Source organism: Paracoccus marinus (genome assembly GCF_007018965.1).
GTDB lineage: Bacteria > Pseudomonadota > Alphaproteobacteria > Rhodobacterales > Rhodobacteraceae > Paracoccus > Paracoccus marinus.
This window is the reverse complement of record NZ_VJYZ01000015.1, coordinates 44,790-70,728: the sequence shown is the minus strand read 5'-3', so window position 1 is coordinate 70,728 and position 25,939 is coordinate 44,790. Positions and strand designations below refer to the sequence as shown.

Below are 25,939 nucleotides of genomic sequence, written 5' to 3'. Positions count from 1 at the left end.
CCGCGCCACCCCGCGCCGTTCCCGCGGCGCCACGTCGGCCGCCCTCGGCATCCTTTTCCCACGATCCCCCGCGCCGGTGGCATTGAAGCGGGCCTTTCGGCACGGTAGCAAGCCGGCATGACGCAATCAGCACCCATTCCGGCGGCCCCGCCGGCCATCGCGTTCCGTGGCGTCGTCAAGGTCTGGCCCCATGCCGGCGGGTCGGTCGCGGCGCTGGACGACGTGGACCTGCAGGTGCCGCACGGCGGGATCACCGGCGTGATCGGCCGGTCGGGTGCGGGCAAATCGACGCTTCTGCGGCTGGTCAACGGGCTGGAGCGCGCATCCTCGGGCCGGGTGGAGGTGCTAGGGCGCGACGTGACCGCCGCGCGCGGGCGCGACCTGCGTGACCTGCGCCGGGACGTCGGCATGATCTTCCAGCACTTCAACCTGCTTGCGAACCGCACCGTGCGCGGCAACGTCGCCCTGCCGCTGGAAGTCGCGGGCACGCCGCGCGGCCGGATCGGGGCGCGCGTGAACGAACTCATCGATCTCGTGGGTCTGGGACCGCTGGCCGACCGCTATCCGGCGCAGCTTTCGGGCGGGCAGAAACAGCGCGTCGGCATCGCCCGCGCGCTCGCGACCGAACCGAAGGTGCTGCTGTCTGACGAGGCGACGAGCGCGCTTGATCCCGAAACCACGACATCGGTGCTGGCGCTTCTTCGCAACATCAACCGCGAACTTGGCCTGACGATTCTGTTGATCACCCACGAGATGGCGGTCGTGCGCGACATCTGCCAGCACGTCGCGGTGATCGAGGCGGGCAAGATCGTCGAGACGGGCGCGACCTACGACATCTTCGCCGCGCCCCGGCACGAGGTCACGCGGTCGTTCCTGTCGGGGGTGACGGGCGCGGCGCTGCCGGGCTTCATCGCGCGGCGGATCGTGGCGCAGGGCGCGGGGCCCGCGATCCTCAGGATCACCTTCGCGGGCGACAGCGCGGCCGAGCCGGTCCTGTCGCGCATCGGATCGCAGCTGGGCGTGGATGCCAGCATTCTGTCGGGCACGATCGAGGAAATCGACGGCCGCCCGTTCGGCAACCTGACGGTGGAATTGCCGGCGGCGGACCTGGGCCGCGTGCGGGATTTCCTGCACGCGCAGGACCTGCGGACGGAGGTGCTGGGCCATGTCGGCTAACCTTGCCGCGCTGATCTGGGAAGCGACCCTTCAGACGCTTTACATGGTCGCGGTGTCGGGCGTGATCGGCACCGCCATCGGGCTGCCGCTTGGCGTATTCCTGGCCACGTCGAAGCGGGGCGAGCTGATGTCGTCGCCGCTGGCGAACCGCGTGCTGGGGCTCGTGGTGAACGCCATGCGCTCGGTCCCGTTCATCATCCTCGTGGTCGCGATCATCCCCTTCACGCGGCTGATCGCCGGCACCTCGATCGGCACCACCGCCGCGATCGTGCCGCTGACGCTGGCGGCCGCGCCCTTCATCGCCCGGATCGTGGAAACTGCGATCCGCGACGTGGACGGCGGCCTGATCGAGGCCGCGCGCGCCATGGGCGCGACCCCCGGCCAGATCATCCGCAAGGTCCTGGTGCCCGAGGCGCTGCCCGGTATCGTCCTTGGCCTGACGCTCGCGATGGTGTCGCTGATCGGCTATTCCGCGATGGTGGGGGCCGTCGGGGGCGAGGGTCTGGGCGATCTCGGCATCCGCTACGGCTACCAGCGTTTCATGCCCGAGGTGATGCTGGTCGTCGTCATCGTCCTGATCGTCCTCGTGCAGGCGGTGCAGTCCACCGGCGAATGGATCGCCCGGCGGCTGGATCATCGCGCCGCCAAGGACCGCGGGCTGTAATCCAATCCGAAAGCAAGGAGCATCGAGATGCTGAAATACATCGCCGCCGCGCTGGTCATGTCCGCAGGCATGGCTGCGGCCGAGGACATCAAGATCGGCGTCAGCCCCGGCGAACACGCCGAGATCCTGGAGCAGGTCGCGCCGATCGCCGCCGCCAAGGGCCTGAACCTCGACATCGTCGAGTTCTCGGACTACGTCGTCCCGAATACCGCGCTGGCCGACGGCGACCTGCAGGCCAACAGCTTCCAGCACGTCCCCTATCTGGAAAACCAGATCAAGGACCGCGGCTTCGATCTGGTTGTCGTGGCCAAGACCATCACCACGCCCATGGGCGTCTATTCCAGCAAGCTGAAGTCGCTGGGGGAGCTTGCCGACGGCGCCACCGTCGCAATCCCGAACGATCCGACGAACGGCGGCCGCGCCTTGCTGGTGCTGGCCGAACAGGGGCTCATCACCGTGAACCCGGACGCGGGCCTTGTCCCCACGCCGCTGGACATCACCGGCAACCCCAAGAAGCTTGAATTCAGCGAGCTTGACGCGGCGCAGCTGCCCCGCGCGCTGCAGGATGCGGACGCCGCCGTCATCAACACCAACTACGCGCTGGACGCGGGCCTAAGCCCCAAGAACGATGCGATCGCGATGGAAAAGGCCGACAGCCCGTATGCCAACGTGATCGTCGTGCGCGCGGGTGACGAGGGGCAGCCCTGGGTCAAGACGCTGGTCGAGGCGTATCATTCGCCCGAGATCAAGTCGTTCATCGACACCAAGTACGAAGGCGCGGTCATCCCCGCCTGGTAAGTTCATTCATCGGCTCTGACGAAAGCGGCCCGCCGGTGACGGCGGGCCGTTCTTCGTTCTGCGGTCGCCCGGCGCCTCTCAGGCAGTCGCGGGCGCCCTGCGCGCCACCGACAGCAGCCGCAGCGCGATGGGCACCGCGATGACCAGCCCGATGATCGTCGCCGTCCAGTCCGGCGCGACCAGCAGAATCGCCGCGAAGGCAAGCAGGATCCGCTCGATCGTCGAGGGGCGGGAGAACAGCCAGCCGGTGATCGCCGCCGAAAGCGTGAAGATGCCCAGCACCGCGCCGCCGAAGGCGAGAAGGAAGTTCGGCCAGGTGAAGTCTTGCGTGACCAGCAGCAGCGCGGGTTGGAACGCGAACACGAACGGCACCAGCGCCTTGCCCATCGACAGCCGGAACGCGGTGTTCCCGGCCTTGAAGGCGTTGGCGCCCGCGATCCCCGCGCCCGCATAGGCCGCCATCGCCACGGGCGGCGTCACGTCGGCCAGCACCCCGTAGTAGAACACGAAGAAATGCGCGACGATCGGCTCGACGTTCATCAGCCCCAGAACGGGCGCGGCGACCGCGACCATGATGATGTAGTTCGCGGTCGTGGGGATGCCGCAGCCCATCAGCACGCAGACCACCGCCGTCAGGATCAGCGTGAAAAGCAGCGTCAGGGTGTCGAGGCCCATGATCTCGAACGGCAGGACCGACAGCCAGCCCGACACGTCCTGCGCCCAGCCCGAGGCGATGCCGGTGACCATGTAGGCGATCTTGAAGCCGACCCCGGTCAGGGTGACGACACCGATCACCACGCCCACCAGCGCCGCGGCGGCGGTGACCGACAGCGACTGCTTGGCGCCCAGCTTGAACCCTTCGTAGAGGCCGTGCGCGGTGCCCTTCAGCCCCTCGACCACGCCCTTGGCCGAAAGCTCCTGCCACAGCAAGACCGCGATGCACGCGGTGATCGACCAGAAGGCGGCGGCAAACGGCGTGCGGCCCGACATCAGGATCACGATCAGCAGCACCAGCGGCACGAGCGTAAGCCAGCCCTGCCGCAGCACCTTCCATGCGTTCGGCAGTTCCGACCGGTGCAGGCCGCGCAGGCCAAGCCGCTTGGCTTCCAGGTGGACCTGCACCAGCACGCCGAAGAAGTGCATGAAGGCGGGCACGATGGCCGCCGTCAGGATCGTGGTCAGCGGCAGGCCCAGATACTCGATCATCAGGAACGCGACTGCGCCCATCACCGGGGGCGTGATCTGCCCCCCGGTCGAGGCGGCGGCCTCGACCGCGGCGGCGAAGTGGCGGGGGTAGCCCACGCGGATCATGGCCGGGATCGTCAGCGCCCCGGTCGTGACGGTGTTGGCGATGGACGACCCCGAGATCGTGCCCAGCATCGCCGAGGACAGGACCGACACCTTGGCCGGCCCGCCCGCGTAGCGCCCGGCGGCGGCCGAGGCCACGTCGATGAACAGCTGCCCCAGCCCGATCCGCGTCGCCATGACGCCGAAGAGGACGAAGTGGAACACATAGGTCGCGATCACACCCAGCGCGGTGCCGTAGATGCCCTGGCTCGTCAGGTACAGGTGGTTGACGATGTTGGGCCAGCTCGCGCCCGGATGGACGAGGATGCCGGGCATGTGCTGGCCGAAATAGGCGTAGGACATGAACAGGATCGCGATGACCGGCAGCGGCCAGCCCATGGACCGCCGCACGGCCTCAAGCAGCACCACGATCAGGATCGTGCCCATGGCGATGTCGATCGTCGTCGGGTTGCCGACCCGGAACGCCAGCTGGTCGTATATCCATGGCACATACAGCGCGGCAACCGCGCCGGCGATCCCCAGGGCCCAGTCGATCAGCGGCAGGCCCAGAAGCGTCAGCGGCCCGCGCGCGACCTGCTGCCGGCCGAAGGCGGAAAACGACATGAAGACGAGGAAGGTCGTGGCGGCGAGATGCAAGCCCCGATGGACCGTCGCCTGCGGGATGCCGAAGCCGGCGGTGTAGTAGTGATAGCAGCTCAGCAGGAACAGGATCGCCCCCACGAGGATCGCCACCGGCCGCACCAGCTCGCGGAAGCGCATCTCGGGATCGTATTTTTCCTCGATCTCGGCGAGCTGGTCGGCGCTCAGCACATCGGGCGCGTCGTAATGCGTGGGGCGGGGGTCGGTCATGTCGTTGTCCTTGAGGGCAGGGGGCCCGCAGGCGATCGTGCGCCTGCGGGCTGGTTCGGGGCGCGGGTTACTGGATCAGCCCGGCTTCGCGATAGAAGCGTTCGGCGCCCGGATGCAAGGGCAGGCCGAGGCCGGCGGCCGCGTTTTCCTTGACGATCATCTTGCCCTTGGCGTGGCCCGCATCAAGCTGCGTGCGGGTCGCGTCGTTCCAGATCGCCTTCGTGATGTTGTAGATCAGCTCTTCGGGCTGGTCGGCCGAGGTCAGCCACTGCGCGCCCACGGCGATGGTCTGCACGTCGGCCGCCTGGTTGTCGTAGGTGCCCGCCGGGATCGTGTTGGCGGCGAAGAACTCGTTCTCAAGCACCTTGGTGGCGACGTCGCCCTCGATCGGGACGATCACGACCTCCTGCTGGCTGGCCAGCTCGGCGATCGCGCCGGCCGGGTAGCCGCCGACGAAGAAGAACGCGTCCATGGCGCCGTCCTTCATCCGGTCCGCGGCCTGGTCGGGCTTGAGGTACTCGGGCGTGACGTCGCCTTCGGCGAGGCCGGCGGCGGCCAGGATCAGCTTGGCGTCGACCAGCGTGCCCGAGCCGGGTTCGTCCATCGACACGCGCTTGCCGCGCAGGTCGGCGACCGAGGCGATGCCCGATGCCTTGGTCGCGACCAGGTGGATCGATTCCGGGTAGAGGTTGGCGATCGCCCGCAGCTTCTCGGCCTTGGGCTGGCCTTCCCAGATGCCGGTCCCGGTATAGGCCCAGGCGGCGACGTCGCCCTGTGCGAAGCCCGACTCCATCGCCCCGCCCATGATCGCGTTGACGTTGGCGACCGATCCGTTCGAGGCGACGGCCGACGCCACCAGCCCGGGCACGCCGCAGGTGCTTCCGCCCTCGCAGGCGGCCGCGCCGGGCGGGGCCGAGATCGCGTTCGCGAGAAGCCCGCCGATGGGATAATAGGTGCCGGCGGTGCCGCCGGTGCCGATCCTGAAGAATGCCATGTCCTGCGCCGACGCCACCCCCCCAAGGGCGATCAGCGCAGCGGCCGCGAGGCCAGCCACTTTTCTGCCAAACATGCGAACGATCCTTTGCTTTGCGTGAACTGACGAAACCGTGAAGGAAGATGGCCGCCGTGACAACCTTTCGATTGCCGTGGCGGAGCCGTTTCGGGGGGTGAACCGCGCGGCCGCGGTCGCGTTGACCCGCCACACAGCGCAGCGAGGGACGGGGAACCGGCATGGCGGACACGGTCGCGGATTTCATCTGGAAACGGCTTCATCACTGGGGCGCGCGCCGCGTCTACGGCTATCCGGGCGACGGAATCGGCGGCCTGGTCGGCGCGCTGCACCGGATGCAGAAGGAAGCGCGGGATGACGCGGACGCGCCCTGCATCGACTTCGTGCAGGTCCGGCACGAGGAGATGGCGGGGCTTTGCGCCTCGGCCCATGCCAAGTTCACGGGCGAGGTCGGGCTGTGCATGGCGACCTCGGGGCCCGGCGCGATCCACCTGCTCAACGGTCTTTACGACGCCAAGGGCGACCACATGCCGGTGGTCGCGCTGGTCGGCCAGCAGGCGCGGTCCGCGATGGGGGCGCATTACCAGCAGGACGTTGATCTTCAGTCGCTTCTGAAGGACGTGGCGGGCGCCTTTGTCCAGACCGCGACGGTGCCCGCGCAGGTGCCGCACCTGATCGACCGCGCCTGGCGGATCGCAAAGGGCGACCGTGCCGTGACCGCGGTGATCCTGCCCAACGACCTGCAGGTCGAAAAGATGGAGGATCGGCCGCACGAGCATTTCTACGTCCAGTCCGGCGTCGGCCTGTCGATGACAAACCCGGTGCCTGGGCCCGACGCGCTCGCGGCCGCGGCCGAGGTCCTGAACGCGGGCGAAAAGGTCGCGATCCTGATCGGCGCGGGCGCCAAGGGGGCTGCGGCCGAGGTCGCGCAGGTGGCCGACGTGCTGGGCGCGGGTGTCGCCAAGGCGCTGCTGGGCAAGGAGGTGCTGCCCGACGCGCTGCCGTGGGTCACGGGGTCGATGGGGCTTCTGGGCACGCCCGCCAGCCACGAGCTGATGCAGGGCTGCGACACCCTGCTGATGGTCGGGACCGGGTTTCCCTATGCGGAGTTCCTGCCCAAGGCCGGCCAGGCGCGCGCCGTCCAGATCGACCTGTCGGCCGGGATGCTGGGCCTGCGCTACCCGACCGAGGTCAACCTGCTGGGCGATGCCGCGGCCACGCTGCGCGCGCTGATCCCGCTTCTGACCCGCAAGGAAGATCGCGGCTGGCGCGATAGCGTCGAGACGTCGGTGACGCGATCGCGCGAGGCGCTGGCGCGCGCGGCGGACGAGAAGGCCGATCCGATCAACCCGCAGCGGATCACGCGCGAGCTGACGCCGCGCCTGCCCGACGGCGCGATCGTCAGCGCCGACAGCGGCACGACGACGGTCTGGTGGGCCCGCGACCTCGACCTGCGCGAGGGGATGATGGGGTCGGTGTCGGGCACGCTCGCCACCATGGGCTGCGCGGTTCCCTATGCGATCGCGGCCAAGTTCGCCTATCCTGACCGGGTGTCCATCGCGCTGGCGGGCGACGGCGCGATGCAGATGAACGGCATGGCCGAGCTGATCACCATCGCCCGCTACTGGAAGACCTGGGCCGACCCCCGGCTGATCGTCATGGTGCTGAACAACCGCGAACTCGCCTTCGTGACGTGGGAGGAGCGGACCCAGATCGGCGATCCGAAATACCCGTCGAGCCAGGACTTGCCGGACATCCCCTACGGCGATGTGGCAAAGCTGATGGGGCTGGGCGGACGCCGGGTGGAACGGCCCGAGGATATCGGCCCCGCCTGGGACGAGGCGCTGGCCGCCGACCGGCCGTTCGTGCTGGACATCCTGGCCGACCCGAACGTGGCCCCGCTGCCTCCCCACATCACCCTGAAGCAGGCGCGAAGCTTTGCGAACGCGCTGTGGGCCGAGGAGGACCGGGTCGGCGTGGTGCGCGGCGCGGCGCGACAGATCGTCGGCCGATTGCTGCCCGGAGACTGAGCGGGGCGGCGGCCGGCGGGCAGGGTGACGTGAGATTGTGATTTTACTGTCACGAAACCGATACGGAACGCTCCTATGGGAAAAGATGGCCCAAAACCTCTCTCCAACCAGGAGCCTGCCATGAACATGAAGATCACCGCCTCGGCGCTTGCCATCGCCGCGCTGTCGGCGACCGCCGCCTCGGCCCGCGACAACGTCCAGATCGCCGGTTCGTCGACCGTGCTGCCCTACGCCACGATCGCCGCCGAAGCCTTTGCCGAAAACACCGACTTCGCCGCGCCCGTCGTCGAAGGCGGCGGTTCGTCGGCCGGCCTGAAGCAGTTCTGCTCGGGCGTGGGCGAGAACGGCATCGACATCGCGACCGCTTCGCGTCCGATCAAGGACATCGAAGTCGCCGAATGCCAGAAGAACGGCGTCACCGACATCATGGAAGTCCGCCTGGGCTATGACGGGATCGTCTTCGCCTCGTCGAACACCGGCGGCGACTTCGTCCTGACCCCGTCGGACGTGTTCAACGCGCTGGCCGCCGAAGTCGTCGTCGACGGCAAGGTCGTCGCCAACCCGCACACCAGCTGGAAAGACGTCAACGCCGAGCTGCCCGACCAGCCGATCCTGGCCTTCATCCCCGGCACCAAGCACGGCACCCGTGAAGTGTTCGAGGAAAAGGTCCTGATCCAGGGCTGCAAGGACACGGCCGCGCACGACGCGCTCGTCGCCGCGAAGGGCGAAGACGAAGGCGAAGCCGCCTGCAAGGCCGTTCGCGCCGACGGCAAGTCGGTCGACATCGACGGCGACTACACCGAGACGCTGGCCCGCCTGGGCTCCAGCCCCGAAGGCGTGGGCGTGTTCGGCCTGTCGTTCTACGAACAGAACACCGACAAGCTGAAGGTTGCCACGATGTCGGGCGTCACCCCCTCGACCGAGTCGATCGCCTCGGGCGAATACCCGGTTTCGCGCCCGCTGTTCTTCTACGTCAAGAAACAGCACGTCGGCACGATCCCCGGCCTGAAGGAGTTCGCCGCGTTCTTCGTGTCGGACGCCGTCGCCGGTCAGGGCGGCCCGCTGGCCACCTACGGCCTGGTTCCCGATCCCAAGCTGGCCGACACCCAGGCGGCCGTCGAAGCCGAAACCGTCATGGCCGCGAAGTAAGCGAGCCCCGAGGTTGATACCGGGACGGGCCGTCATGGCCCGTCCTTCTTCCCGAGTTCCCGCGTTCGCGCGCCCGTGAGGTGGAAATGTCTCCCTTCTGGATCATGGTGACCATCCTGGCTCTGGCCCTGGTGGGATACATTCTGGGACGACGCCGTGCTGGCAGTTCCGCCGCGGGCGACATCCGCAAGCTGCACTCGCGTCCGACCTACTATGGCTGGAACACCGCGATCTGGACCGCGCTGCCGTCGCTTCTGCTGCTGCTCGTCTGGGTCCTGGCCCAACCGCTGATCGTTGACCGCGCCGTGAACGGGAACATCCCCGACAGCGCCGTGTCCGACAGCCAGACGCGCGGACAGATCATGTCCGAGGTGCAGGGCACCGCGTTCGAGCTTGGCCGCGCCGTCAACGAAGGCATCGTTTCCCAGTCCGAGGCGCGGGCACTGTCGCTCGACGACGCGGCCACGACCGAAAAGCTGGCCGCGGCAGGGATCGAGATCACGCCCAGTGCCCCCGTGCTGGAAGCGGCCAAGGATTACCGGGCGTTCAACCTGAACGCCTCGCGCGCGCTGACCGGGGCTGCGCTGGTCCTCGCGCTGGCGGGCCTTGCCTGGTCGCTCAGCCAGATCAAGCCCGGCTACCGCGCCCGCAACATCGTCGAAAGCTTTGTGCGCGGGTTCCTGATCCTTTGCTCGCTGCTCGCCATCGCGACCACAGTGGGCATCGTGCTGTCGCTCGTGTTCGAATCGATCCGCTTCTTCCAGCTGTATCCGTGGCAGGACTTCTTCTTCGGAACCGAATGGACACCCAGCTTCGGCGGCGGGTCCAAGCTGGGGATGCTGCCGCTGCTGTGGGGCACGCTCTACATCTCGCTGATCGCGCTTCTGTTCGCGGTTCCGATCGGGCTGTTCGCGGCGATCTACATGTCGGAATATGCGACCCCCCGCGTGCGCGGCTTCGTCAAGCCGGTGATCGAGGTGCTGGCCGGGATCCCGACCATCGTCTATGGCCTGTTCGCCCTTGTCACCGTGGGGCCGCTGATCCGCGACTGGATCGCCGCCCCCGCGGGCTTCGGCAACTCGGCCTCGTCCGTGATGACCGCGGGCCTGGTGATGGGCATCATGCTGATCCCGTTCGTGTCGTCGCTGTCGGACGACATCATCAACGCGGTGCCGCAGTCGCTGCGCGACGGCAGCCTTGGCCTTGGATCGACCCCGTCCGAGACGGTGCGCAACGTGATCCTGCCCGCGGCGCTGCCGGGGATCGTCGGCGCCATCCTGCTGGCCGCCTCGCGCGCCATCGGCGAGACGATGATCGTGGTCCTGGGCGCCGGCGCGATGGCGCGGATCAGCGGCAACCCGTTCGACGCGATGACCACCATTACCGTCAAGATCGTGGGCCAGCTGACGGGTGACAACGACTTCGCCTCGCCCGAGACGCTGGTCGCCTTTGCGCTCGGCCTGACGCTTTTCGTGATGACCCTCGCGCTCAACATCGTGGCGCTGGTCATCGTCCGCAAATACCGGGAGCAGTACGAATGACGGACGCAGTTTCCGCCGGACCGCGGCGCGTCGGCGCCCAGGGTGCCACGCGCAAGTCGCTGCTGGTCGCCGATGCGCGCACCCGCCGCCGCAACGCCGCCGAAACGCGGTTCAAGGCCTACGGCATCGTCGCCATCGCGATCGCGATGCTGGCGCTCGTGTTCCTGCTGTTCACGATCGTCCGCGACGGCAGCGGCGCGTTCCGCCAGACCTTCATCGACGTTCCGGTCACCATCGACGCCGCGATCGTCGACCCAAAGGGCAACCGCGACCAGAAGGACATGGCGGGCGTCCTGACCATGTCCTACGGCAGCATGCTGGAAAAGTCGCTCGAGACCTGGGTCGCGCAGAACAACGTGCAGATCGAGGGGCTGGGCAAGGCGGATTACGCCAGCTTCTATTCCAGCCAGGCCCGCGCCACCCTGCGCGACATGGTCCTGGAAAACCCCGAGATCATCGGCACCACCATCAACGTGCCCGCGCTCGCCTCGTCCCGCGTGGACGGGATGTTCAAGGGCCGCGTGACCGCCGAATCCGCGGAAATCGACGCCCGCACCTCGCTCGCGCAGTTCCGGCTGGCCGAGGCGATGGAAGAAAAGGGGGCGCTGACCACCCGCTTCAACTGGGACTTCGTGACCCAGCCCGATGCGTCCGACAACCGGGCCGAGGCCGCGGGCCTTGGCGTCGCGATCATCGGCTCGGCCTACATGATGCTGATCGTGCTGGTGCTGGCGCTGCCGATCGGCGTCGCCGCCTCGATCTACCTGGAAGAGTTCGCGCCCAAGAACCGCCTGACCGACATCATCGAGGTCAACATCTCGAACCTCGCGGCTGTGCCGTCGATCGTGTTCGGGATCCTGGGCCTGGCCGCGTTCATCAACTTCATGGGCCTGCCGCGCTCGGCGCCGATCGTCGGCGGTCTGGTGCTGACCTTGATGACGCTGCCCACGATCATCATCTCGACCCGCGCCGCGCTGAAGGCGGTGCCGCCGTCGATCCGCGACGCGGCGCTGGGGGTGGGCGCGTCCAAGATGCAGACGGTGTTCCACCACGTCCTGCCGCTGGCGATGCCCGGCGTGCTGACCGGCACCATCATCGGCCTGGCGCAGGCCCTGGGCGAGACCGCGCCGCTGCTGCTGATCGGCATGGTGGCCTTCGTGACCGCCTATCCCTCGGCCCCGCCCGAGGGGTTGTTCGAGCCGGCGTCGGCGCTGCCGGTGCAGGTGTATAACTGGACGCAGCGCGCCGATTCGGCCTTCTTCGAGCGTGCGTCCGGGGCGATCATCGTGCTGCTGGCCTTCCTTTTTGCGATGAACCTGGTGGCCATCATCCTGCGCCGCCGCTTCGAACGGCGCTGGTAACAGGAGTTGAGCGACATGAACGACATGCGACTGGCGGAGCGCACAGTGGATACGCAAGGCAAACCGATCAAGTTCAGCTGCCGCGACGTGCAGGTGTATTACGGCGACAAACACGCCATCAAGGACGTGAACGTCGATCTGGAAGACAAGACCGTGACGGCCTTCATCGGGCCGTCGGGCTGCGGCAAGTCCACCTTCCTGCGCTGCCTGAACCGGATGAACGACACCATCGACATCGCCCGGATCGAGGGCAAGATGATCCTCGACGGCGAGGACATCTATGACCGCCGGGTCGACCCGGTGCAGCTGCGCGCGCGCGTGGGCATGGTGTTCGAGAAGCCGAACCCGTTCCCCAAGTCGATCTACGACAACGTGGCGTACGGCCCGCGCATCCACGGCCTGTCGCGCAACAAGGCCGAGCTTGACGGCATCGTCGAAAAGGCGTTGCGCGGCGCGGCGCTCTGGAACGAGGTCAAGGACCGGCTCAACGAAACCGGCACCGGCCTGTCCGGCGGCCAGCAGCAGCGCCTGTGCATCGCCCGCGCCGTCGCCACCTCGCCCGAGGTGCTGCTGATGGACGAACCCTGCTCGGCGCTCGACCCGATCGCCACCAGCCAGGTCGAGGAACTGATCGACCAGCTGCGCGAGGAGTTTTCGGTCGTGATCGTGACCCACTCGATGCAGCAGGCCGCCCGCGTGAGCCAGAAGACCGCGTTCTTCCACCTGGGCAACCTGGTCGAATACGGCACCACCGACGACATCTTCACCAACCCGCAGGACCCGCGGACCGAAAGCTACATCAGCGGCAAGATCGGCTGACGCCCACTGCCGCGAAGGGAGAGACGCTCATGAACCGCGACCGACACATCGCATCGGCTTTCGACCGGGATCTGGAAACCGTGCAGGCTCTCGTCGTCAAGATGGGGGGGCTGGTAGAGGCCGCGATCTCGGACGCGGCGCTGGCGCTGGAAACGCGAGACGACGAACTGGCCGAGGACGTGCGCCGCCGCGACCGCAGCATCGACCTGCTGGAAGCGCAGGTCAACGAAGAGGCGGCGCGGCTGATCGCGCTGCGCTCGCCCACGGCCACCGACCTGCGGCTGGTGCTGACCGTCATCAAGATCTCGGCCAGCCTGGAACGGGTGGGCGACTATGCCAAGAACATCGCCAAGCGCAGCAACGTGCTGGCCCACATGCCCGTCATCGACGGCGCGGGCATGGCGCTGCGGCGGATGTCGTCCACGGTCGAGAAGATGATGAAGGACGCGCTGGACAGCTATGTCCACCGCGACGAGGCGCTGGCCACCGATGTGCGGGCCCGCGATCTTGAAGTCGACCAGATGTACAACGCGCTCTTCCGCGAATTCCTCACGCACATGATGGAAGACCCGCGCAACATCACCGCCTGCATGCATCTGCATTTCATTGCCAAGAACATTGAACGGATGGGCGACCACGCCACCTCGATCGCCGAGCAGGTGATCTATCTGGTGTCGGGCGCGCTTCCGGATGAATCCCGTCCCAAGCGTGACAGCGTCAGCCGCGCCGGGCTTTCCGAAAGCGAGGATTAACGCATGACATCTCGGCAGCAGCCGTGCGTGCTGGTGGTCGAGGACGAAGGCGCGCAGCGCGAAGTCCTGAAGTACAATCTTGAATCCGAAGGGTTTCAGGTCCTGATCGCCGAAAATGGCGACGAGGCCCTGTTGCTGGTGCGGGAAGAAACCCCCGACCTGATCGTGCTCGACTGGATGCTGCCGAACGTGTCGGGCATCGAGGTGTGCCGGCGCGTCAAGGCCGACCCCGAGACCCGGCAGATCCCGATCATCATGCTGTCGGCGCGGTCCGAAGAAGGCGACCGCGTGCGCGGGCTGGAAACCGGCGCCGACGATTATGTGGTCAAGCCATACTCGGTGGTCGAGCTGATGGCGCGCCTGCGCACGCAGCTGCGCCGCACCCGGCCCGCCACGATGGGCGAACGGCTGGCGTTCGAGGACATCATCCTGGACGCGGGCGAGCATCGCGTGTTCCGCGACGGCCGCGCCCTGCATCTCGGCCCGACCGAGTTCCGGCTGCTCAGCACGCTGATGGAAAAGCCGGGCCGGGTCTGGACCCGCGAGCAACTGCTGGACCGCGTCTGGGGCCGCGACATCTACGTCGATACGCGCACGATCGACGTGCATGTGGGCCGCCTGCGCAAGGCGCTGATGTCGAACGGCGGCGACAATCCGGTCCGCACGGTGCGCGGCACGGGGTATTCGCTGGGATGATGCGTGCGAGCGGCGGGTCCGAGGCTCAGCCGGCCAGCGGCATCGCTGCAGGCATAGGCGGCGCGTGGCGCGGCGGGATCGCCCGCGCGCCTTGCGTCACGCGCCCGCGGCCTGAACCGGCACGATCCTGACCGGAATCGCCTTGTAGGCCGGGGTCTTGCTGCCCTTCGCCTGGTGGTGCAGCGGCATCAGCACGTTCGCCTCGGGGAAATACGCGCCGACCGCGCCCTTGGGCAGCGGGTGTTCGACCACCTGCAACGGCCCCAGCCGCCGGTCGCGGCCGTCATCCGCGACCGTCTCGACCTCGACCCGGTCGCCCAGCTTCAGCGACAGCCGCGCCATGTCGTCCGGGCCCATGAACAGGATGTCGCGCGCCCCCTTCACGCCGCGGAAGCGGTCGTTGTAGCCATAGACCGTGGTGTTGAACTGGTCGTTGCTTCGCAGCGTCATCAGCCGAAACACGCCCTCGTCGTGGCCGGCATATGTCGCGTCCAGCGCGTCGGGCAGGATGAAGTTGGCAAGGCCGGTCTTGGTTTCCCACTTGCGCTCGCGCGAGGGCAGCGGCTTGGAGAACCCGCCCGGCTCGTCCTTCCGCGTCTCGTAGTCACGAAATACGTCGGGCCAGATCGCCTCGATCTCGGCCCGCACCAGGGCGTAGTCCCCGGCCCAGGCGTCCCAGTCCACATGCGGGTTCGGCTGCAGGATCTCCCTTGCCAGCCGCGCGATGATCGCGGGTTCCGACATCAGGTCCGGCGCCGCCGGCGCCTTTTGCCCGTGCGAGGCGTGGACTCGGGCCGTGCTGTCCTCCATCGTAACGACCTGCTTGCCGGTGGCCTGCACGTCGTTCTCGATCCGGCCCAGGCAAGGCAGGACCCAGGCGCATTTTCCGGCGATCAGGTGGGTGCGGTTCAGCTTGGTCGCGACGTTCACCGTCACGTCCAGCGTCTTCCACGCGGTTTCCACCGGCACCGTGTCCGGGACCGCGCGCAGGACGTTCCCGCCCAGCATCAGCATCGCCTTGACGCGGCCAGAGACGATGCCCTCGCAGCCATCGGCGATGTCGTAGCCTTCCTCTTGCGACGGCGCGAACCCGTAGCGCGCGCCGATCCGGTCCAGCGGCACCTGTTCGGGGCGGGACGACACCCCCACGGTGCGCTGCCCCTGCACGTTCGAGTGGCCGCGCACCGGGCAGATGCCCGCGCCGGGGCGGCCGATATGGCCGCCGACCAGCAGCAGGTTCATCAGCATCTGCACCGCCTGCACCCCCAGCCGGTGCTGGGTGATGCCCATGCCGTAGATGCTTATGACGCGGTTCGAGCGGGCGAAGATGTCGCCCGCGTCCTGCATCTGGCCGCGCGTCAGGCCGCTTTCGCGTTCCAGTTCGTCCCAGGATTGCTGCTTGATCCAGTCGGCATAGCCGTCGAAGCCGTGGGTGTGTTCGGTGATGAAGTCGCGGTCGATGACCTCGGCGGCGTCGCTGCGCTCGAACACGGCCTTGGCGATCCCGGCCAGCGCCGCGATGTCGCCGCCCGGCAGCGGCTGAAGGTAAAGCGAGCTCATCTTCGTCGCCCGCTGGGTCATCATCTGAACCGGGTTCTGCGGGTTCACGAACTCTTCCCAGCCACGTTCGCGCATCGGGTTGATGACGATGACCGGCACCCCGCGCTGGCGCGCCTGCTGCAGCGGATGCATCATGCGCGGGCTGTTCGAACCGACGTTCTGGCCCACTGCGAAGATGCAGTCCGTCAGCTCGAAATCCTCAAGCCGGACGCTGCCCACGGGGGTTCCCACGGATTCCTTAAGGCCGATGGACGTGCTTTCGTGGCACATGTTGGCGCTGTCGGGCAGGTTGCTGGACCCGTAAAGCCGCGCCATCAGCTGCCACATGTACGACGCCTCGAGCGAGGCGCGGCCCGAGGCGTAGAAGATCGCCGACTGCGGATCGTCCGACAGCGCCCGCATCGCGCGGCCGATATCGGCGAACGCCTCGTCCCAGGTCGAGGGGACAAGCCGGTCCGCGTCGGGATCGATGCGCAGCGGCACGGTCAGGCGGCCCGCGCGTTCCAGGTCATGGTCGCTCCACGTCAGCAGCTCGCACAGGGGGTGGCGGTCGAAGAAGGCAGCGTCGGCGCGGGCGTCGGTCAGTTCCCACAGCGTGGCCTTGGCGCCGTTCTCGCAGAACTCGAACGGGTGGGGCTTGGCGGGCTTTGCCCAGGCGCAGCTGACGCAGGCGAAGCCGCCGGGCTTGTTCTGGTTGCGCATTATCGTCGCGGTGACGGGTCCGGACACCGCGTTGCCGAACTGCTTCGTCAGGCTTTTGACCGATCCCCAGCCGCCTGCCGGGCCAAGCGCGGCGTTCAGGTCCTGCTTGTCGGGCATCGGCTCGTCCTCGTGGTCGCGATTGATCCGGATCAACGCGAGGCCGGGGCGGGGGGTTCACCTAACTTGAAGCAAGATCAGCCGCGCGGCGGCCGGTCTCAGCCGCCGCGCTGGCCTCGCTCAGCGGATGCGCCGGGCGATGGCGGCGGCCAGGGGGTCGTGGACCTCGCGCGCGCCCGATGCGGGGTCGTGGCCCAGAAGGCCGTTCGGACACAGCCGGTCGTCGTCCCAGCCGGGATGGTTGGCGATCGGATAAAGGCAGATCCCCTCGACCCGCGCACCGCGGCGACGCGCCCGCGCGACCTCGTCCGCGACATAGTCGAACCAGCTTGCCCGGCGCGGCCCCTCGGTCCCCGTTTCGGCCAGCATCAGCGGGCGGTCGTAGCGCGCCGCGACCTCGACCAGCAGGTCCGACAGCGGGCGATAGATGATGTCGTCCACGTCGATCGGCTTGCCGCCGTGGATCCACTGGTTGTTGAAGTAGTAGTTGACGCCGACGATGTCCAAGGCGTCCGGGTTGCCGCCGATCTGCGGCCACATCCGTCCACTGACCAGCTCGAACGCCTGGAACTGCGCGTCGTGCCAGCCCTGCGCTTCCCACAAGGGGCGGCCGGTCCAGGCCGCGTGGTGGATGGCGATCAGCGGCTCGGCCATGATGAAGCGGGCGCGGGGGTCGACCGCCCGCAGTTCGTCCACGGCGGCGAGATAGGCGCGGGCAAGCTGGACCTTCAGCTCATACCCGCGACCGGCGGCATGGGGATTGAGATAGCGGGCGTCGCCCCCGGCCCAGGCGAAGAAGCTGACCTCGTTCACCGGGCACCAGAACGGCACTGCGTCGGTCAGGCCGCGCAGGTGCCTGCCCACCGCGCGGGCAAAGGCGGCGAAGCGTTTCACGAAGTCGGCGGACCAGATGTCCAGATCGTCGGGCCAGCCGTAATGCAGCAGGTCCCAGATCACCTGCGTGCCGCTGTCGCGCGCCGCCTCGATCATCGGCATGAGGCTGGAGAAGTCGTAGCGGCCCGGCTCGCGCTCGATCAGGTGCCAGCGCGCGGCATCGCGGCAGGCGCGAATGCCCAGGGCCTGCAACTGGCGATAGTCCTGCGCGGCGTAGGTGTCGTGGCCGGTCGATGCCAGCACGTCGAGCCGCGGCCCGTGGCGCAGCCGGTGGGTGGAGCTTTCCCAGCCGCCCAGCACGAAGCTGTCGAAGGTCGCGGGCGGCGGGGCGTAGGGGTTTTCGGCCAGCACCTCGGCGATCAGGCGTTCCCACTGCGGGACCACGACCTCGGCGGAGTAGGTCGCCTTTACATGGGCGCGCAGCGCGTGGCCCATGCGCGTCCGCAGCGCCGGGTCGCGCGCCAGCCGCAGCATGGCGGCTGCGACCGCGTCGGGGCTTTCGTGCGGCACGAAGATTCCGGTCTCGCCGTCTCGGATCTGCTGTAGCGCGCCGTTGTCGGGGGTGGCGATGACGGGCAGCCCGGCCGCGCCCGCCTCGGCGATGACATGCGGCATCCCCTCACCGCGCGAAAGCCAGCAAAGCCCGTCCATCGCCGCCAGAAGGTCCGGCACGTCCTTGCGGTCGCCGGTGAACTGGAGGCGCCCCTCAAGGCCAAGCTCGTGCGCCAGCCGGTGCAGCTCGTCGCGGTATTCCGGCATGAAGGCGTCGGGGCCGCCGACGACGACGAAGCGCGCCTTCGGCTCGGCCCCGACGACCTGCGCGGCGGCGCGGATGAAATCCTCGACCCGCTTCTTGCGGTCAAGCCGCCCGACCCAGCCGAACAGGACCTGATCGTCCGCGATCCCCAATGCGGCGCGCATCGGCGCGCGGCGGGCGGAATCGAACTCCGCCAGGTCCACCATCGACGGGATTTCCAGCGCGTGCTGCGGCCGTTCGGGCATCCGCGACGCGGCGGCCTCGCGGATGCTGTCGCAGACGCCCACGTAGCGCGCGGTGAAATGCTTCGGTCCCGACAGCGCCTCGCGCACAAGCCCGCCATGCTCGATCAGCGGCGGGCGCACCGCCAGCCGTTCCAGCGCCGGATAGATGTCGGCCACGTCCTGCGACGAGATGACGATGTCGGCGCCGCTGATCTTGCGGCGCAGGTAATCGATCGTCTCCTCGAACCCGAGCGAATACGCGGTCGTGTCCACGTGGACGCCGAGCGCGCGCAGCTGCTCGTGGCTTTGATCCGGCATCCCCTCGCGGCGAAAGCAGGGGATCACGTCGATCCGATACTTCGTCCGGTCGAGGGTCCGGGCCAGAAGCCGCACCTCGGTTTCCTCGCCGCCGACCACGAGCCAGGCAAAGACCCACAGGATGCGGATCTTGCCGGCGTCGGGATGGGGTTCAGGAATGTGCCCCGACCCCAGCGCCTCGGCCACGCGCGCGTCCTCGCGCTCGCGGTCGGAAAGCTCGCGGACGGCAGAGGTTTCCGGGGCGGCGGTCACGGCCGCCGCCCCGGGTTCGGTCATCGGACGCGGCTCATTCATGCGCGAACACGATCTGCAGGAACTCGGGCCGGTCCTTCACGAGATGGCGCAGGAAGCCCGGCGCGTCGTCATATGGCACGACATGGGTAATCATGTGTTCGCGGATCAGGTCGCCCTCGTCGGCCAGCAGGTGCAAGGTTTCCTGCGCCAGCCGGCGCTGGTCCCAGGCATGCGCCAGTTGTCGGGGCATCCGGTTGATCTGCGCGCAGCGGATCGACAGGCCGTTGTGGTGGAACTCCTCCCCCAGCCGCGCGCCGTCCATGCCGCCTTGATAGAAGGCGAGGTCGATGATCGTGCCCTGCGGCCTGAGCGCGCGCAGCGCGAGGTTCAGGCTGTCGGATCGCGCGCGGGTCTGGAACACGTATTCCGCGCCGCGCCCGCCCGCCTTGTGGTGCCAGCGCGACTTGGCGTGGCGCCACGCCTCGTCCTCGCCCATCGCGTCGAAGCCCATGCGCCGGGCGAGGTCCTGCCGCCAGGGCGAAGGGTCCACGATGACGATTTCCGACGCGCCGCCCTGCCGCGCGAACAGCGCGCAGAACAGCCCGACCGTCCCGCCGCCCCAGACCAGCACCGGCCGCCCCTCGACGCCCGCGCCGAGATAGGGCACCGACGCCCCGAACTGATCGGCGTCGGCGTGCAGGATCCCGTTCGCCGCGATCGGCCCCATCTGCGCGACGAAGATCCCCAGCATCGGGTCGATCCCGTCGGGCATCTTCAAAAGCAGGTCGCGGCCGGGATCGGCGGTGTGGCCGGTCTTGTGGCCGAATGTCGTGGCCACCGCGTCGCCGTTGGCAAAGCCGTGGGCGCGGCTGTCGATGACGCGCCCGACCTCCATGTAGCCGAGGAAGTTGACCGGAAAGCGCGCCGACGGCTCGCCCGGGATGAACACGACCTGACCCTCGTCCCAGCGGGAGTGAAGGTAGGGGTTCGTGCCCTTCATGAAGGTGAGTTCGGTCCCGGCGGACAGGCCGGTGTACATCAGGTCCAGCCGGACCTGGCCGTCGCCGGCTGGGCCTTCGTCATAGCCGAAGAAATAGGGCTCGTTCTCGCGTTCGATCCCCAGGCTGCGGATGTGCCTATGCTGATGCGGCAGCGCCGGTGTCCGCCGAAGCGGCTTCACGAAAAAAGGGCTGCGGGTTGGACCGCAGCACCTCCATCTTCACGAGGGCGCCGGTCGCGGCCGATTTCGACACGGCCAATGCGACGCGGTGCGTTTCCAGCGCCTCGGCATAGGGGCAGCGGATGCGGTTTTCCTTCCCTTGCACGGCGTCCACGAAGTCGCGGTCCTCGCGCCAGACGGGGTCGCCTTCGGCATGGCGGACCGGGCGGCCGTGGCCGGTGTCGATCATGATGTCGTGGTCGGTGATTTCCATCGCCAGCGCGTCCGCAAAGACATGCAGGCCGACGCGGTGGTTCCAGCGCAGCAGGCAGGTCGCGGCGAGGTTCGCGATCGTGCCGGATGCGAAGCGCAGGCTGGCGGTCGTCGCGGTGGGGACGGTCAGCCCCTCGAAATCCGCGCGGTCGCGGTGGCTCGCCAGCCCGAACACCTCGGTCACGTCGCCCGACAGGAACCGGGCAAGGTCGATGATGTGGGTCGCCTGTTCCACGACCTGGCCCCCCGACGCATCCTCCCGCCACCACCATTGCGGGGGCGGGGTCTGGTCCAGCCAGAAGCCCGTCATCAGCTGCGCGGGGTTGTCGGCCAGCCGCGCGCGCGCCTCGTCCACCGTGTCGAGATAGCGCCAGTGGTAGCCCACGGCGGTGATGAGGCCCGCGCGCTCGACCTCGGCCGCGATCTCCTCGGCAAGGCCGAGGTCGAGCGACAGCGGCTTTTCGACGAAGAAGGGCAGGCCTTTCTCGATGCAGGCGCGTTCGGCGTCGCCATGGGCGAAGGGCGGGACGCAGATGTAGACGGCGTCCAGTTCGACCGCCTCCAGCATCTCGGCGTGGGTGTCGAACGCCTGCGCGCCGAAGCGGCCGGCGGCGTCCTGGGCGCGGGCCCCGTCAGGGTCGGCGATCGCCACGATCCGCACGTCGGGCATCTGTTCCAGGACGCCGAAATGCCGGTGGGCGATGCCCCCCGCGCCGATGAAGCCCAGACGTGTCGTGGTCATGTCCCGAAGTCCTTTGTCGTTGGCCGCGCAGAACGGCGGCATAGAGCCGGGCGGTATCCTCGCCCATGCGGGTTGCGGTGTAGAATGCATCATAGCGCGCGCGCTGCGACAAGGCGGTCGCGGCACGCGCCGCTGCGTCGTCGATGGCCGAGGCGAGCGATCGCGCCAGCGCGCGGGGGTCGGCGGGCGGCACCAGCCACGGATGGTCCGGCCCCAGCGCCTCGGTCACGCCGCCGATGCGGGTGGCGACGACCGGCAGGCCGTGCGCCATCGCTTCCAGCACGACAAGGGGCAGCCCCTCGAAGGTGGAGGGCAGGACGAGCAGATCGGCATCCGCCATGAGCGCGGGCACGTCGTTCCGGGGCCCGAGGAAATCGACCGCAAGTCCGTGCCGCGCGGCGCGGGCGCGGATGCGGTCCTGCTCGGGGCCGCCGCCGGCCAGCCGCAGCCACGCGCGGGGATGGGTGCGTACAAGCCGCGCCATCGCGGCGACCAGGGTGCGGTGGTTCTTTTGCGGGGTGAAGCGGGCCACGCACAGGATCGTCGGCGGCTGGTCGGCGCGGTCCGGGGGATGCGGCGGCGGCCCCGCGTCGATCCCGTTCGGGATGCACGCCATCGGCAGGCGCGGCCCGCGCATCGTTGCCAGCATCGGCCGCCAGCTGTCGGCGGCGGCCCGGCTGACCGTTATCACCGCGTCGAGCGTGGCCACCATGCGCGCGTAATCCTCGCGCTGCCGGGGGCAGGTGATGAGCCATGGCAGATGCTCGGTCCGCACAACGGGCGCCGAGGTTTCGCCCGCCAGACCGTGGCCTTCCCAGCCGATACCGGCATGGACATGGACGATATCCGCGCCCGTCAGCGCATGACGCCAGCGCCCGTCGGCGACCGTCGCCGCCATGACGCCGAGCCCGCGCCCTTGGACCGCAAGCGCCCGGCCCGCCTCGTGATCGGGAAACACCACCCGCGCGCGCCAGCCGTCCGGCAGCGCGCGGGCGAGCGTCAGCATGTGGCGGCCGACGCCGGACGGGTCCGGGCTGTCGGTCGCCATGACGACGGTTCGGCCCCCGTGCGGGGGCGGATCGGGCGATACCGAAGGCGCCACGTCACTCCCCGGCGATCACCGAAGCGGCGGCGAGGGCGGGCAGGCGGTCGGCCAGCCTGCGGTGGATCGACAGCGCCTGACCGACCACCTGGTCCATGTTGTAGTAGCGGTACGTCCCCAGCCGCCCGGCGAAGATCACGTCGGGCCGTTCCAGCGCCAGCGCCTCGTAGCGCTTGAACAGCGCCTGGTTTTCAGGGCGCGGTATCGGGTAGTAGGGATCGCCCTCGGCCGAGGGGTATTCATAGGTGATCGAGGTCTGCGGGTGGATCTGGCTCGTCAGGTGCTTGTATTCCGTGACGCGGGTGTAGGGCACGTCCTCGGCCGGATAGTTCACGACCGCGACCTCTTGCAGGCGGCGCTGGTCCAGCGTCTCGTGCCGGAACCTCAGGCTGCGATAGGGCAGCTGGCCGAAGCGGTGGCCGAAAAAGGCGTCGATCGGGCCGGTGTAGATCGTCAGCGGCGCGAGATCGCGGTCGGGCAGATCGTGGAAGTCCTGCCCCAGCGCAAGATCGATCAGCGGGTGGTCCAGCATCCGCTCGAACATGCGGGTGTAGCCGTCGCGCGGCATCGCCTGGAAGCTGTCGGTGAAATAGCGGTCGTCGGCGTTGGTGCGGGTCGGCACGCGCGAGGTGACAGACTTGTCCAGTTCCGACGGGTCCAGCCCCCATTGCTTGCGGGTGTAGCCCTGGAAGAACGTCTCGTAGAGCCGGGTCCCGACCGCGTTCACCACCACGTCGCGGCTGTTTCTGATGTCCGCGACGGGTTCGGCCTGAGCGGCGAGGAAGGCCGCGACCTCGGATTCCGTCGAAAGGTTCAGGCCGTAGAGGGCGTTGACCGTGGTGCGGTTGATGGGCATCGGCACCCGTATGTCGCCGACCTGCGCCAGCACCCGGTGCTCATAGGGCCGCCACGCGGTGAAGCGCGACAGGAAGTTCACGACGTCGTCGCTGTTGGTGTGGAAGATGTGGGGGCCGTAGCGGTGGACCAGAACGCCCGCCGCGTCGTGGTGGTCATAGGCGTTGCCCGCGATATGGTCGCGCTTGTCCACGACCAGCACCCGCTGGCCCGAAGCTTCCGCCAGCCGCTCGGCCAGCACCGATCCGGCAAATCCCGCCCCCGCGATCACCACATCATAGGGGCGCTTTCCGCCGCGGCGGATGCCCGGCGCGGGGAAGCGATCGTCGCCCCGGCGTTCCACGCGGGCCGCGGCGGCCTCGGTCACGAGACGGTTCATGTGGCGGAAGGTCGCGTCCCAGCTGAGCGTCGCCAGCATGTGGTCGGCGGCGTCGCGCCACCCGGTCGATTGGCCGCGCGCCATCGCCAGCGCGTCCGCGCAGGCGGCGATGAAGCCCGGGCAGTCGGCGGCGATCCGCACCGCCTCGGTCTCGCCGTATTGGCGGATCACGTCGCGGATAGCGGTCGAAACCACGGGGCGGCCGCCGGCGAGGTATTCCGGCGTCTTGGTCGGGCTGATGAACCGCGTCGCCTCGTTGATCGCGAAGGGCATCAGCGCCACGTCCCAGCCCGACAGGTAGGCGGGCAGGTCGGCGTATTGCTTTTGCCCCAGCCAATGGATGTTCGCCGCGCGCGGCAGGTCCGCGTCGGCGATCTTGGCCACGGGGCCCAGCATCACGATCTGCCAGTCGGGATGCGCCGCCGCCATGTCGCGGATCAGGTCGAGGTCGAGCCGCTCGTCGATCACGCCGTAATAGCCGAAGCGCGGATGCGGGATCGCGGCCTGGTCGGCGGGGTCGGCCTGCGCCACGCGCGCCTGCGCGAAGTGGCGGGCATCGACGCTGGACGGAAAGGGGTGGATGTTGTCGTGCTGGACGCGCTTTGCTTCGTAAAGGCTGTGGCCTCCGGTAAAGACGACATCGGCGGCGGCGAGCAGGTCGGCCTCGTTCCGGCGCAGGCTTTCGGGGGCAAAGCGGAACGCCGACAGTTCGTCCATGCAGTCATAGACGACCGCGCTCGCCTGCACATGGCGCGCGATCGGCCACATCTGCGGGGTGTAGAACCACAGCACCGGCTCGGCGATGCCGGTGAGCGCGAGCATCTGGTCGAGGAGCGCGGCCAGCGCGCGGTCGGCTTCCTCTGGCGAGAAGGCGCGGGGCACGCGCGGGCGCACGGCCTGCACGGTGGTGCCGGGGAAGGCGTGGAACTCCAGATAGGGCAGGTGGTGATCGACCGGGATCGTCTCTTCCCAGAAGATCACGCGGCGGTCGGCGGCGAAGCGGCCGATCAGGTGCTGCGGGCGTTGCAGCACGAAGTCCCAGCGCAGGTGTGAAAAGCAGATCAGCGGCGCGGGGGACGGCGCGGCGGGCAGAACGGCGGGCAGCACGGGGTGGGCATCCGCGGCTGCGGCAATGGTCGAGGTGACAGAGGTCATGCGGAAACCCTTCCGGCACGATAACCGCGTGCCTGGTCGATCAGCGCCGAAAGCTGGCGGATGGAATGGGGCCATGTCCAGTTCGCCTGGACGACGGCGCGGGTGTCGAACTGCGCGGACCGCGCAATCAGGTCGGCAAGAGCCTCGTGGAAGCGATCTTCCGAAGCGGTCAGCCCGGTGTCGGGGCGGATGTACTGCTGGCCGCAGACCAGCCGGTCGTTGGCCAGCACGGGCAGCCCGGCCAGCATGTATTCGGTCAGGATCGCGGGCGCCCCGTCGTCGATTCCGCAAACCACGCCGATGCGGGCGCGGTTGATGAGGGCGTTGACCTCGTCGTGGCTGACAGGGCCGATCCAGTCGATGTTGAGGCCGCGCCGCTCGCCCTCGGCCCGCAGCTCATCGGTCAGGTGGCCGTAGCCCACGACGCACAGCGCCCGGACGCTGCGCGGCAGGCGGTCCAGCGCCTCGATCAGCAGGTCGTGTCGCTTGTAGGGCTGGGTCGCGGCCACATAGACCACGTCGTAGTCCTTGGCCGCGCCCGTCGGGTGGAACGTCAGGTCGGACGCGAAGTCGGGGCCGATCGGCAGCACCTCGCAGATCGCGGCGGGGTGGCGGGCATGGATCCGTTCCGACTGCCAGTCCGATCCGGTCAGGAAGATGTCGAAATGACGGCTGACCTCGGGCGGAATACGGATCGGGTCGGCGTCGATGGAATTGTAGATGCGGATGCTGTCCTGGCAGGCGTCCAGCAGCGCCTCGTTCACGCCAAGGCCCCAGACGCACAGGATCTCGGGCGCGCCGTGGCGGGCGATGTGGGCCAGCGCGTCGGCGGACCCGTAGGGGGCAGGGTGGCCATCGGCGCGGAAGCTGCGGCGGGTCAGCCCGGCGGATGCGGGGGCGGACGGCCGCTGCGCGCCGCGATCGGGACGGGCCTCTTGGTCAAGCAGCCCGGCGCTGTCGAACCACGCATCGTCCCGGCCGGCGAACTGCCAGATCTCGGCCGCATCGACGAGCCCGGCAGCCACCGCCGCCAGCGGCAGTCGTTCCAGGTAGCCGCCCACGACGGACACGGGGGTGAGAGGCCTGGCCGAAGGATCGGGGTCGCCCGCATCGCGCGCCCAGGCACGGTCGAAATCCTCGGGCAGGTAGCGGCTGGGGGAAGGAGGAACGCCGTCGCAGAAGTCCGACACAGCTACGATGCGGCTTTTCATCACGTTCCTTCGGCTTCCCCTCGGTCCACAGCGCGTTCACGAGGACTAGTATTCCCGTGAACACCATGCAGCTTGATGTTTGTTATCATGCGCGGGAAGCAGGGA

Annotated in this window: 19 protein-coding genes; 10 read left to right on the top strand and 9 right to left on the bottom strand. The window is 68.6% G+C overall.

Annotated features, from left to right (window positions below; genetic code table 11):
- Nucleotides 1-117 precede the first annotated feature (117 nt).
- From FNF32_RS08610 to FNF32_RS08600, 3 genes are read left to right on the top strand one after another with little or no spacing between them, the layout of a single operon-like run.
- Nucleotides 118-1,176, top strand: a complete 1,059-nt coding sequence (locus FNF32_RS08610; protein WP_131673497.1) for a methionine ABC transporter ATP-binding protein — start codon at nt 118-120, stop codon at nt 1,174-1,176.
- Entirely contained in the window at nt 1,166-1,840 is a 675-nt protein-coding gene (locus FNF32_RS08605; RefSeq protein WP_131673496.1) for a methionine ABC transporter permease, read from the top strand. Before FNF32_RS08610 ends, FNF32_RS08605 begins: the two co-directional genes overlap by 11 nt.
- Before the next feature lie 27 nt (nt 1,841-1,867).
- Nucleotides 1,868-2,638, top strand: coding sequence for a MetQ/NlpA family ABC transporter substrate-binding protein (locus FNF32_RS08600; protein WP_131673495.1), 771 nt, complete (start codon nt 1,868-1,870; stop codon nt 2,636-2,638).
- 78 nt (nt 2,639-2,716) lie between these two features.
- Here the strand turns inward: FNF32_RS08600 and FNF32_RS08595 are convergent, their stop codons facing one another.
- Complete coding sequence (locus tag FNF32_RS08595) at nt 2,717-4,795, bottom strand: TRAP transporter permease (protein ID WP_131673494.1); 2,079 nt, start codon at nt 4,793-4,795, stop codon at nt 2,717-2,719.
- 67 nt (nt 4,796-4,862) lie between these two features.
- Nucleotides 4,863-5,864, bottom strand: coding sequence for a TAXI family TRAP transporter solute-binding subunit (locus FNF32_RS08590; RefSeq protein ID WP_131673493.1), 1,002 nt, complete (start codon nt 5,862-5,864; stop codon nt 4,863-4,865).
- Nucleotides 5,865-6,025: 161 nt separating this feature from the next.
- On the opposite strand from FNF32_RS08590, the gene FNF32_RS08585 reads away from it, so the two are divergent.
- The 7 genes from FNF32_RS08585 (at nt 6,026) to phoB (ending at nt 14,152) form a co-directional block, all read left to right on the top strand.
- Nucleotides 6,026-7,834 (top strand): thiamine pyrophosphate-requiring protein, encoded by a 1,809-nt coding sequence (locus FNF32_RS08585; protein WP_131673492.1) that lies wholly within the window; start codon nt 6,026-6,028, stop codon nt 7,832-7,834.
- A gap of 120 nt (nt 7,835-7,954) precedes the next feature.
- Complete coding sequence (locus FNF32_RS08580; protein ID WP_131673491.1) at nt 7,955-8,983, top strand: substrate-binding domain-containing protein; 1,029 nt, start codon at nt 7,955-7,957, stop codon at nt 8,981-8,983.
- A gap of 86 nt (nt 8,984-9,069) precedes the next feature.
- Nucleotides 9,070-10,524, top strand: a complete 1,455-nt coding sequence (gene pstC / locus FNF32_RS08575; protein ID WP_131673535.1) for a phosphate ABC transporter permease subunit PstC — start codon at nt 9,070-9,072, stop codon at nt 10,522-10,524.
- Nucleotides 10,521-11,885 (top strand): phosphate ABC transporter permease PstA, encoded by a 1,365-nt coding sequence (pstA, locus tag FNF32_RS08570; RefSeq protein WP_131673490.1) that lies wholly within the window; start codon nt 10,521-10,523, stop codon nt 11,883-11,885. Before pstC ends, pstA begins: the two co-directional genes overlap by 4 nt.
- A 15-nt stretch (nt 11,886-11,900) precedes the next feature.
- Entirely contained in the window at nt 11,901-12,704 is an 804-nt protein-coding gene (gene pstB / locus FNF32_RS08565; protein WP_143796568.1) for a phosphate ABC transporter ATP-binding protein PstB, read from the top strand.
- 29 nt (nt 12,705-12,733) lie between these two features.
- The gene (gene phoU, locus FNF32_RS08560) at nt 12,734-13,456 is read left to right on the top strand and encodes a phosphate signaling complex protein PhoU (protein WP_131673488.1); all 723 of its coding nucleotides are present in this window, start codon (nt 12,734-12,736) and stop codon (nt 13,454-13,456) included.
- Between the two features lie 3 nt (nt 13,457-13,459).
- Complete coding sequence (gene phoB, locus FNF32_RS08555) at nt 13,460-14,152, top strand: phosphate regulon transcriptional regulator PhoB (protein ID WP_131673487.1); 693 nt, start codon at nt 13,460-13,462, stop codon at nt 14,150-14,152.
- 96 nt (nt 14,153-14,248) lie between these two features.
- Here phoB and FNF32_RS08550 read toward each other — a convergent pair whose 3' ends face one another.
- The 7 genes from FNF32_RS08550 to FNF32_RS08530 form a co-directional block, all read right to left on the bottom strand.
- Nucleotides 14,249-16,531: an FdhF/YdeP family oxidoreductase gene (locus FNF32_RS08550; RefSeq protein WP_143796567.1), complete on the bottom strand. Its 2,283-nt coding sequence runs from the start codon at nt 16,529-16,531 to the stop codon at nt 14,249-14,251.
- Between the two features lie 120 nt (nt 16,532-16,651).
- Nucleotides 16,652-19,000 carry a glycosyltransferase family 4 protein gene (locus FNF32_RS08545; RefSeq protein WP_131673486.1) on the bottom strand — a complete coding sequence of 783 codons (2,349 nt, stop codon included), beginning with the start codon at nt 18,998-19,000 and terminating at the stop codon, nt 16,652-16,654.
- A gap of 10 nt (nt 19,001-19,010) precedes the next feature.
- Complete coding sequence (locus tag FNF32_RS15440; protein WP_221930691.1) at nt 19,011-20,138, bottom strand: zinc-dependent alcohol dehydrogenase; 1,128 nt, start codon at nt 20,136-20,138, stop codon at nt 19,011-19,013.
- Nucleotides 20,095-21,132, bottom strand: coding sequence for a Gfo/Idh/MocA family protein (locus FNF32_RS15435; RefSeq protein ID WP_221930690.1), 1,038 nt, complete (start codon nt 21,130-21,132; stop codon nt 20,095-20,097). The genes FNF32_RS15440 and FNF32_RS15435 overlap by 44 nt, the downstream gene beginning before the upstream one ends.
- Nucleotides 21,023-22,180 (bottom strand): glycosyltransferase family 4 protein, encoded by a 1,158-nt coding sequence (locus tag FNF32_RS15430; RefSeq protein WP_221930689.1) that lies wholly within the window; start codon nt 22,178-22,180, stop codon nt 21,023-21,025. Before FNF32_RS15430 ends, FNF32_RS15435 begins: the two co-directional genes overlap by 110 nt.
- A 55-nt stretch (nt 22,181-22,235) precedes the next feature.
- Entirely contained in the window at nt 22,236-24,623 is a 2,388-nt protein-coding gene (gene glf, locus FNF32_RS08535) for a UDP-galactopyranose mutase (protein ID WP_131673485.1), read from the bottom strand.
- Entirely contained in the window at nt 24,620-25,834 is a 1,215-nt protein-coding gene (locus FNF32_RS08530) for a glycosyltransferase family 4 protein (protein WP_131673484.1), read from the bottom strand. Before FNF32_RS08530 ends, glf begins: the two co-directional genes overlap by 4 nt.
- Nucleotides 25,835-25,939: the final 105 nt, after the last annotated feature.

Excerpts from the sequence above, each read along its gene's own strand:
- FNF32_RS08580 (WP_131673491.1), top strand. The coding sequence starts at position 7,955 with ATGAACATGAAGATCACCGCCTCGGCGCTTGCCATCGCCGCGCTGTCG.
- phoU (WP_131673488.1), top strand. The coding sequence starts at position 12,734 with ATGAACCGCGACCGACACATCGCATCGGCTTTCGACCGGGATCTGGAA.
- FNF32_RS08590 (WP_131673493.1), bottom strand. The coding sequence starts at position 5,864 with ATGTTTGGCAGAAAAGTGGCTGGCCTCGCGGCCGCTGCGCTGATCGCC.
- FNF32_RS08585 (WP_131673492.1), top strand. The coding sequence starts at position 6,026 with ATGGCGGACACGGTCGCGGATTTCATCTGGAAACGGCTTCATCACTGG.
- FNF32_RS08605 (WP_131673496.1), top strand. The coding sequence starts at position 1,166 with ATGTCGGCTAACCTTGCCGCGCTGATCTGGGAAGCGACCCTTCAGACG.
- FNF32_RS08530 (WP_131673484.1), bottom strand. The coding sequence starts at position 25,834 with ATGAAAAGCCGCATCGTAGCTGTGTCGGACTTCTGCGACGGCGTTCCT.
- FNF32_RS08550 (WP_143796567.1), bottom strand. The coding sequence starts at position 16,531 with ATGCCCGACAAGCAGGACCTGAACGCCGCGCTTGGCCCGGCAGGCGGC.
- phoB (WP_131673487.1), top strand. The coding sequence starts at position 13,460 with ATGACATCTCGGCAGCAGCCGTGCGTGCTGGTGGTCGAGGACGAAGGC.
- pstC (WP_131673535.1), top strand. The coding sequence starts at position 9,070 with ATGTCTCCCTTCTGGATCATGGTGACCATCCTGGCTCTGGCCCTGGTG.
- FNF32_RS08600 (WP_131673495.1), top strand. The coding sequence starts at position 1,868 with ATGCTGAAATACATCGCCGCCGCGCTGGTCATGTCCGCAGGCATGGCT.
- pstA (WP_131673490.1), top strand. The coding sequence starts at position 10,521 with ATGACGGACGCAGTTTCCGCCGGACCGCGGCGCGTCGGCGCCCAGGGT.
- pstB (WP_143796568.1), top strand. The coding sequence starts at position 11,901 with ATGAACGACATGCGACTGGCGGAGCGCACAGTGGATACGCAAGGCAAA.
- FNF32_RS08545 (WP_131673486.1), bottom strand. The coding sequence starts at position 19,000 with ATGACCGAACCCGGGGCGGCGGCCGTGACCGCCGCCCCGGAAACCTCT.
- glf (WP_131673485.1), bottom strand. The coding sequence starts at position 24,623 with ATGACCTCTGTCACCTCGACCATTGCCGCAGCCGCGGATGCCCACCCC.
- FNF32_RS08595 (WP_131673494.1), bottom strand. The coding sequence starts at position 4,795 with ATGACCGACCCCCGCCCCACGCATTACGACGCGCCCGATGTGCTGAGC.
- FNF32_RS15430 (WP_221930689.1), bottom strand. The coding sequence starts at position 22,180 with ATGGCGACCGACAGCCCGGACCCGTCCGGCGTCGGCCGCCACATGCTG.
- FNF32_RS15435 (WP_221930690.1), bottom strand. The coding sequence starts at position 21,132 with ATGACCACGACACGTCTGGGCTTCATCGGCGCGGGGGGCATCGCCCAC.
- FNF32_RS08610 (WP_131673497.1), top strand. The coding sequence starts at position 118 with ATGACGCAATCAGCACCCATTCCGGCGGCCCCGCCGGCCATCGCGTTC.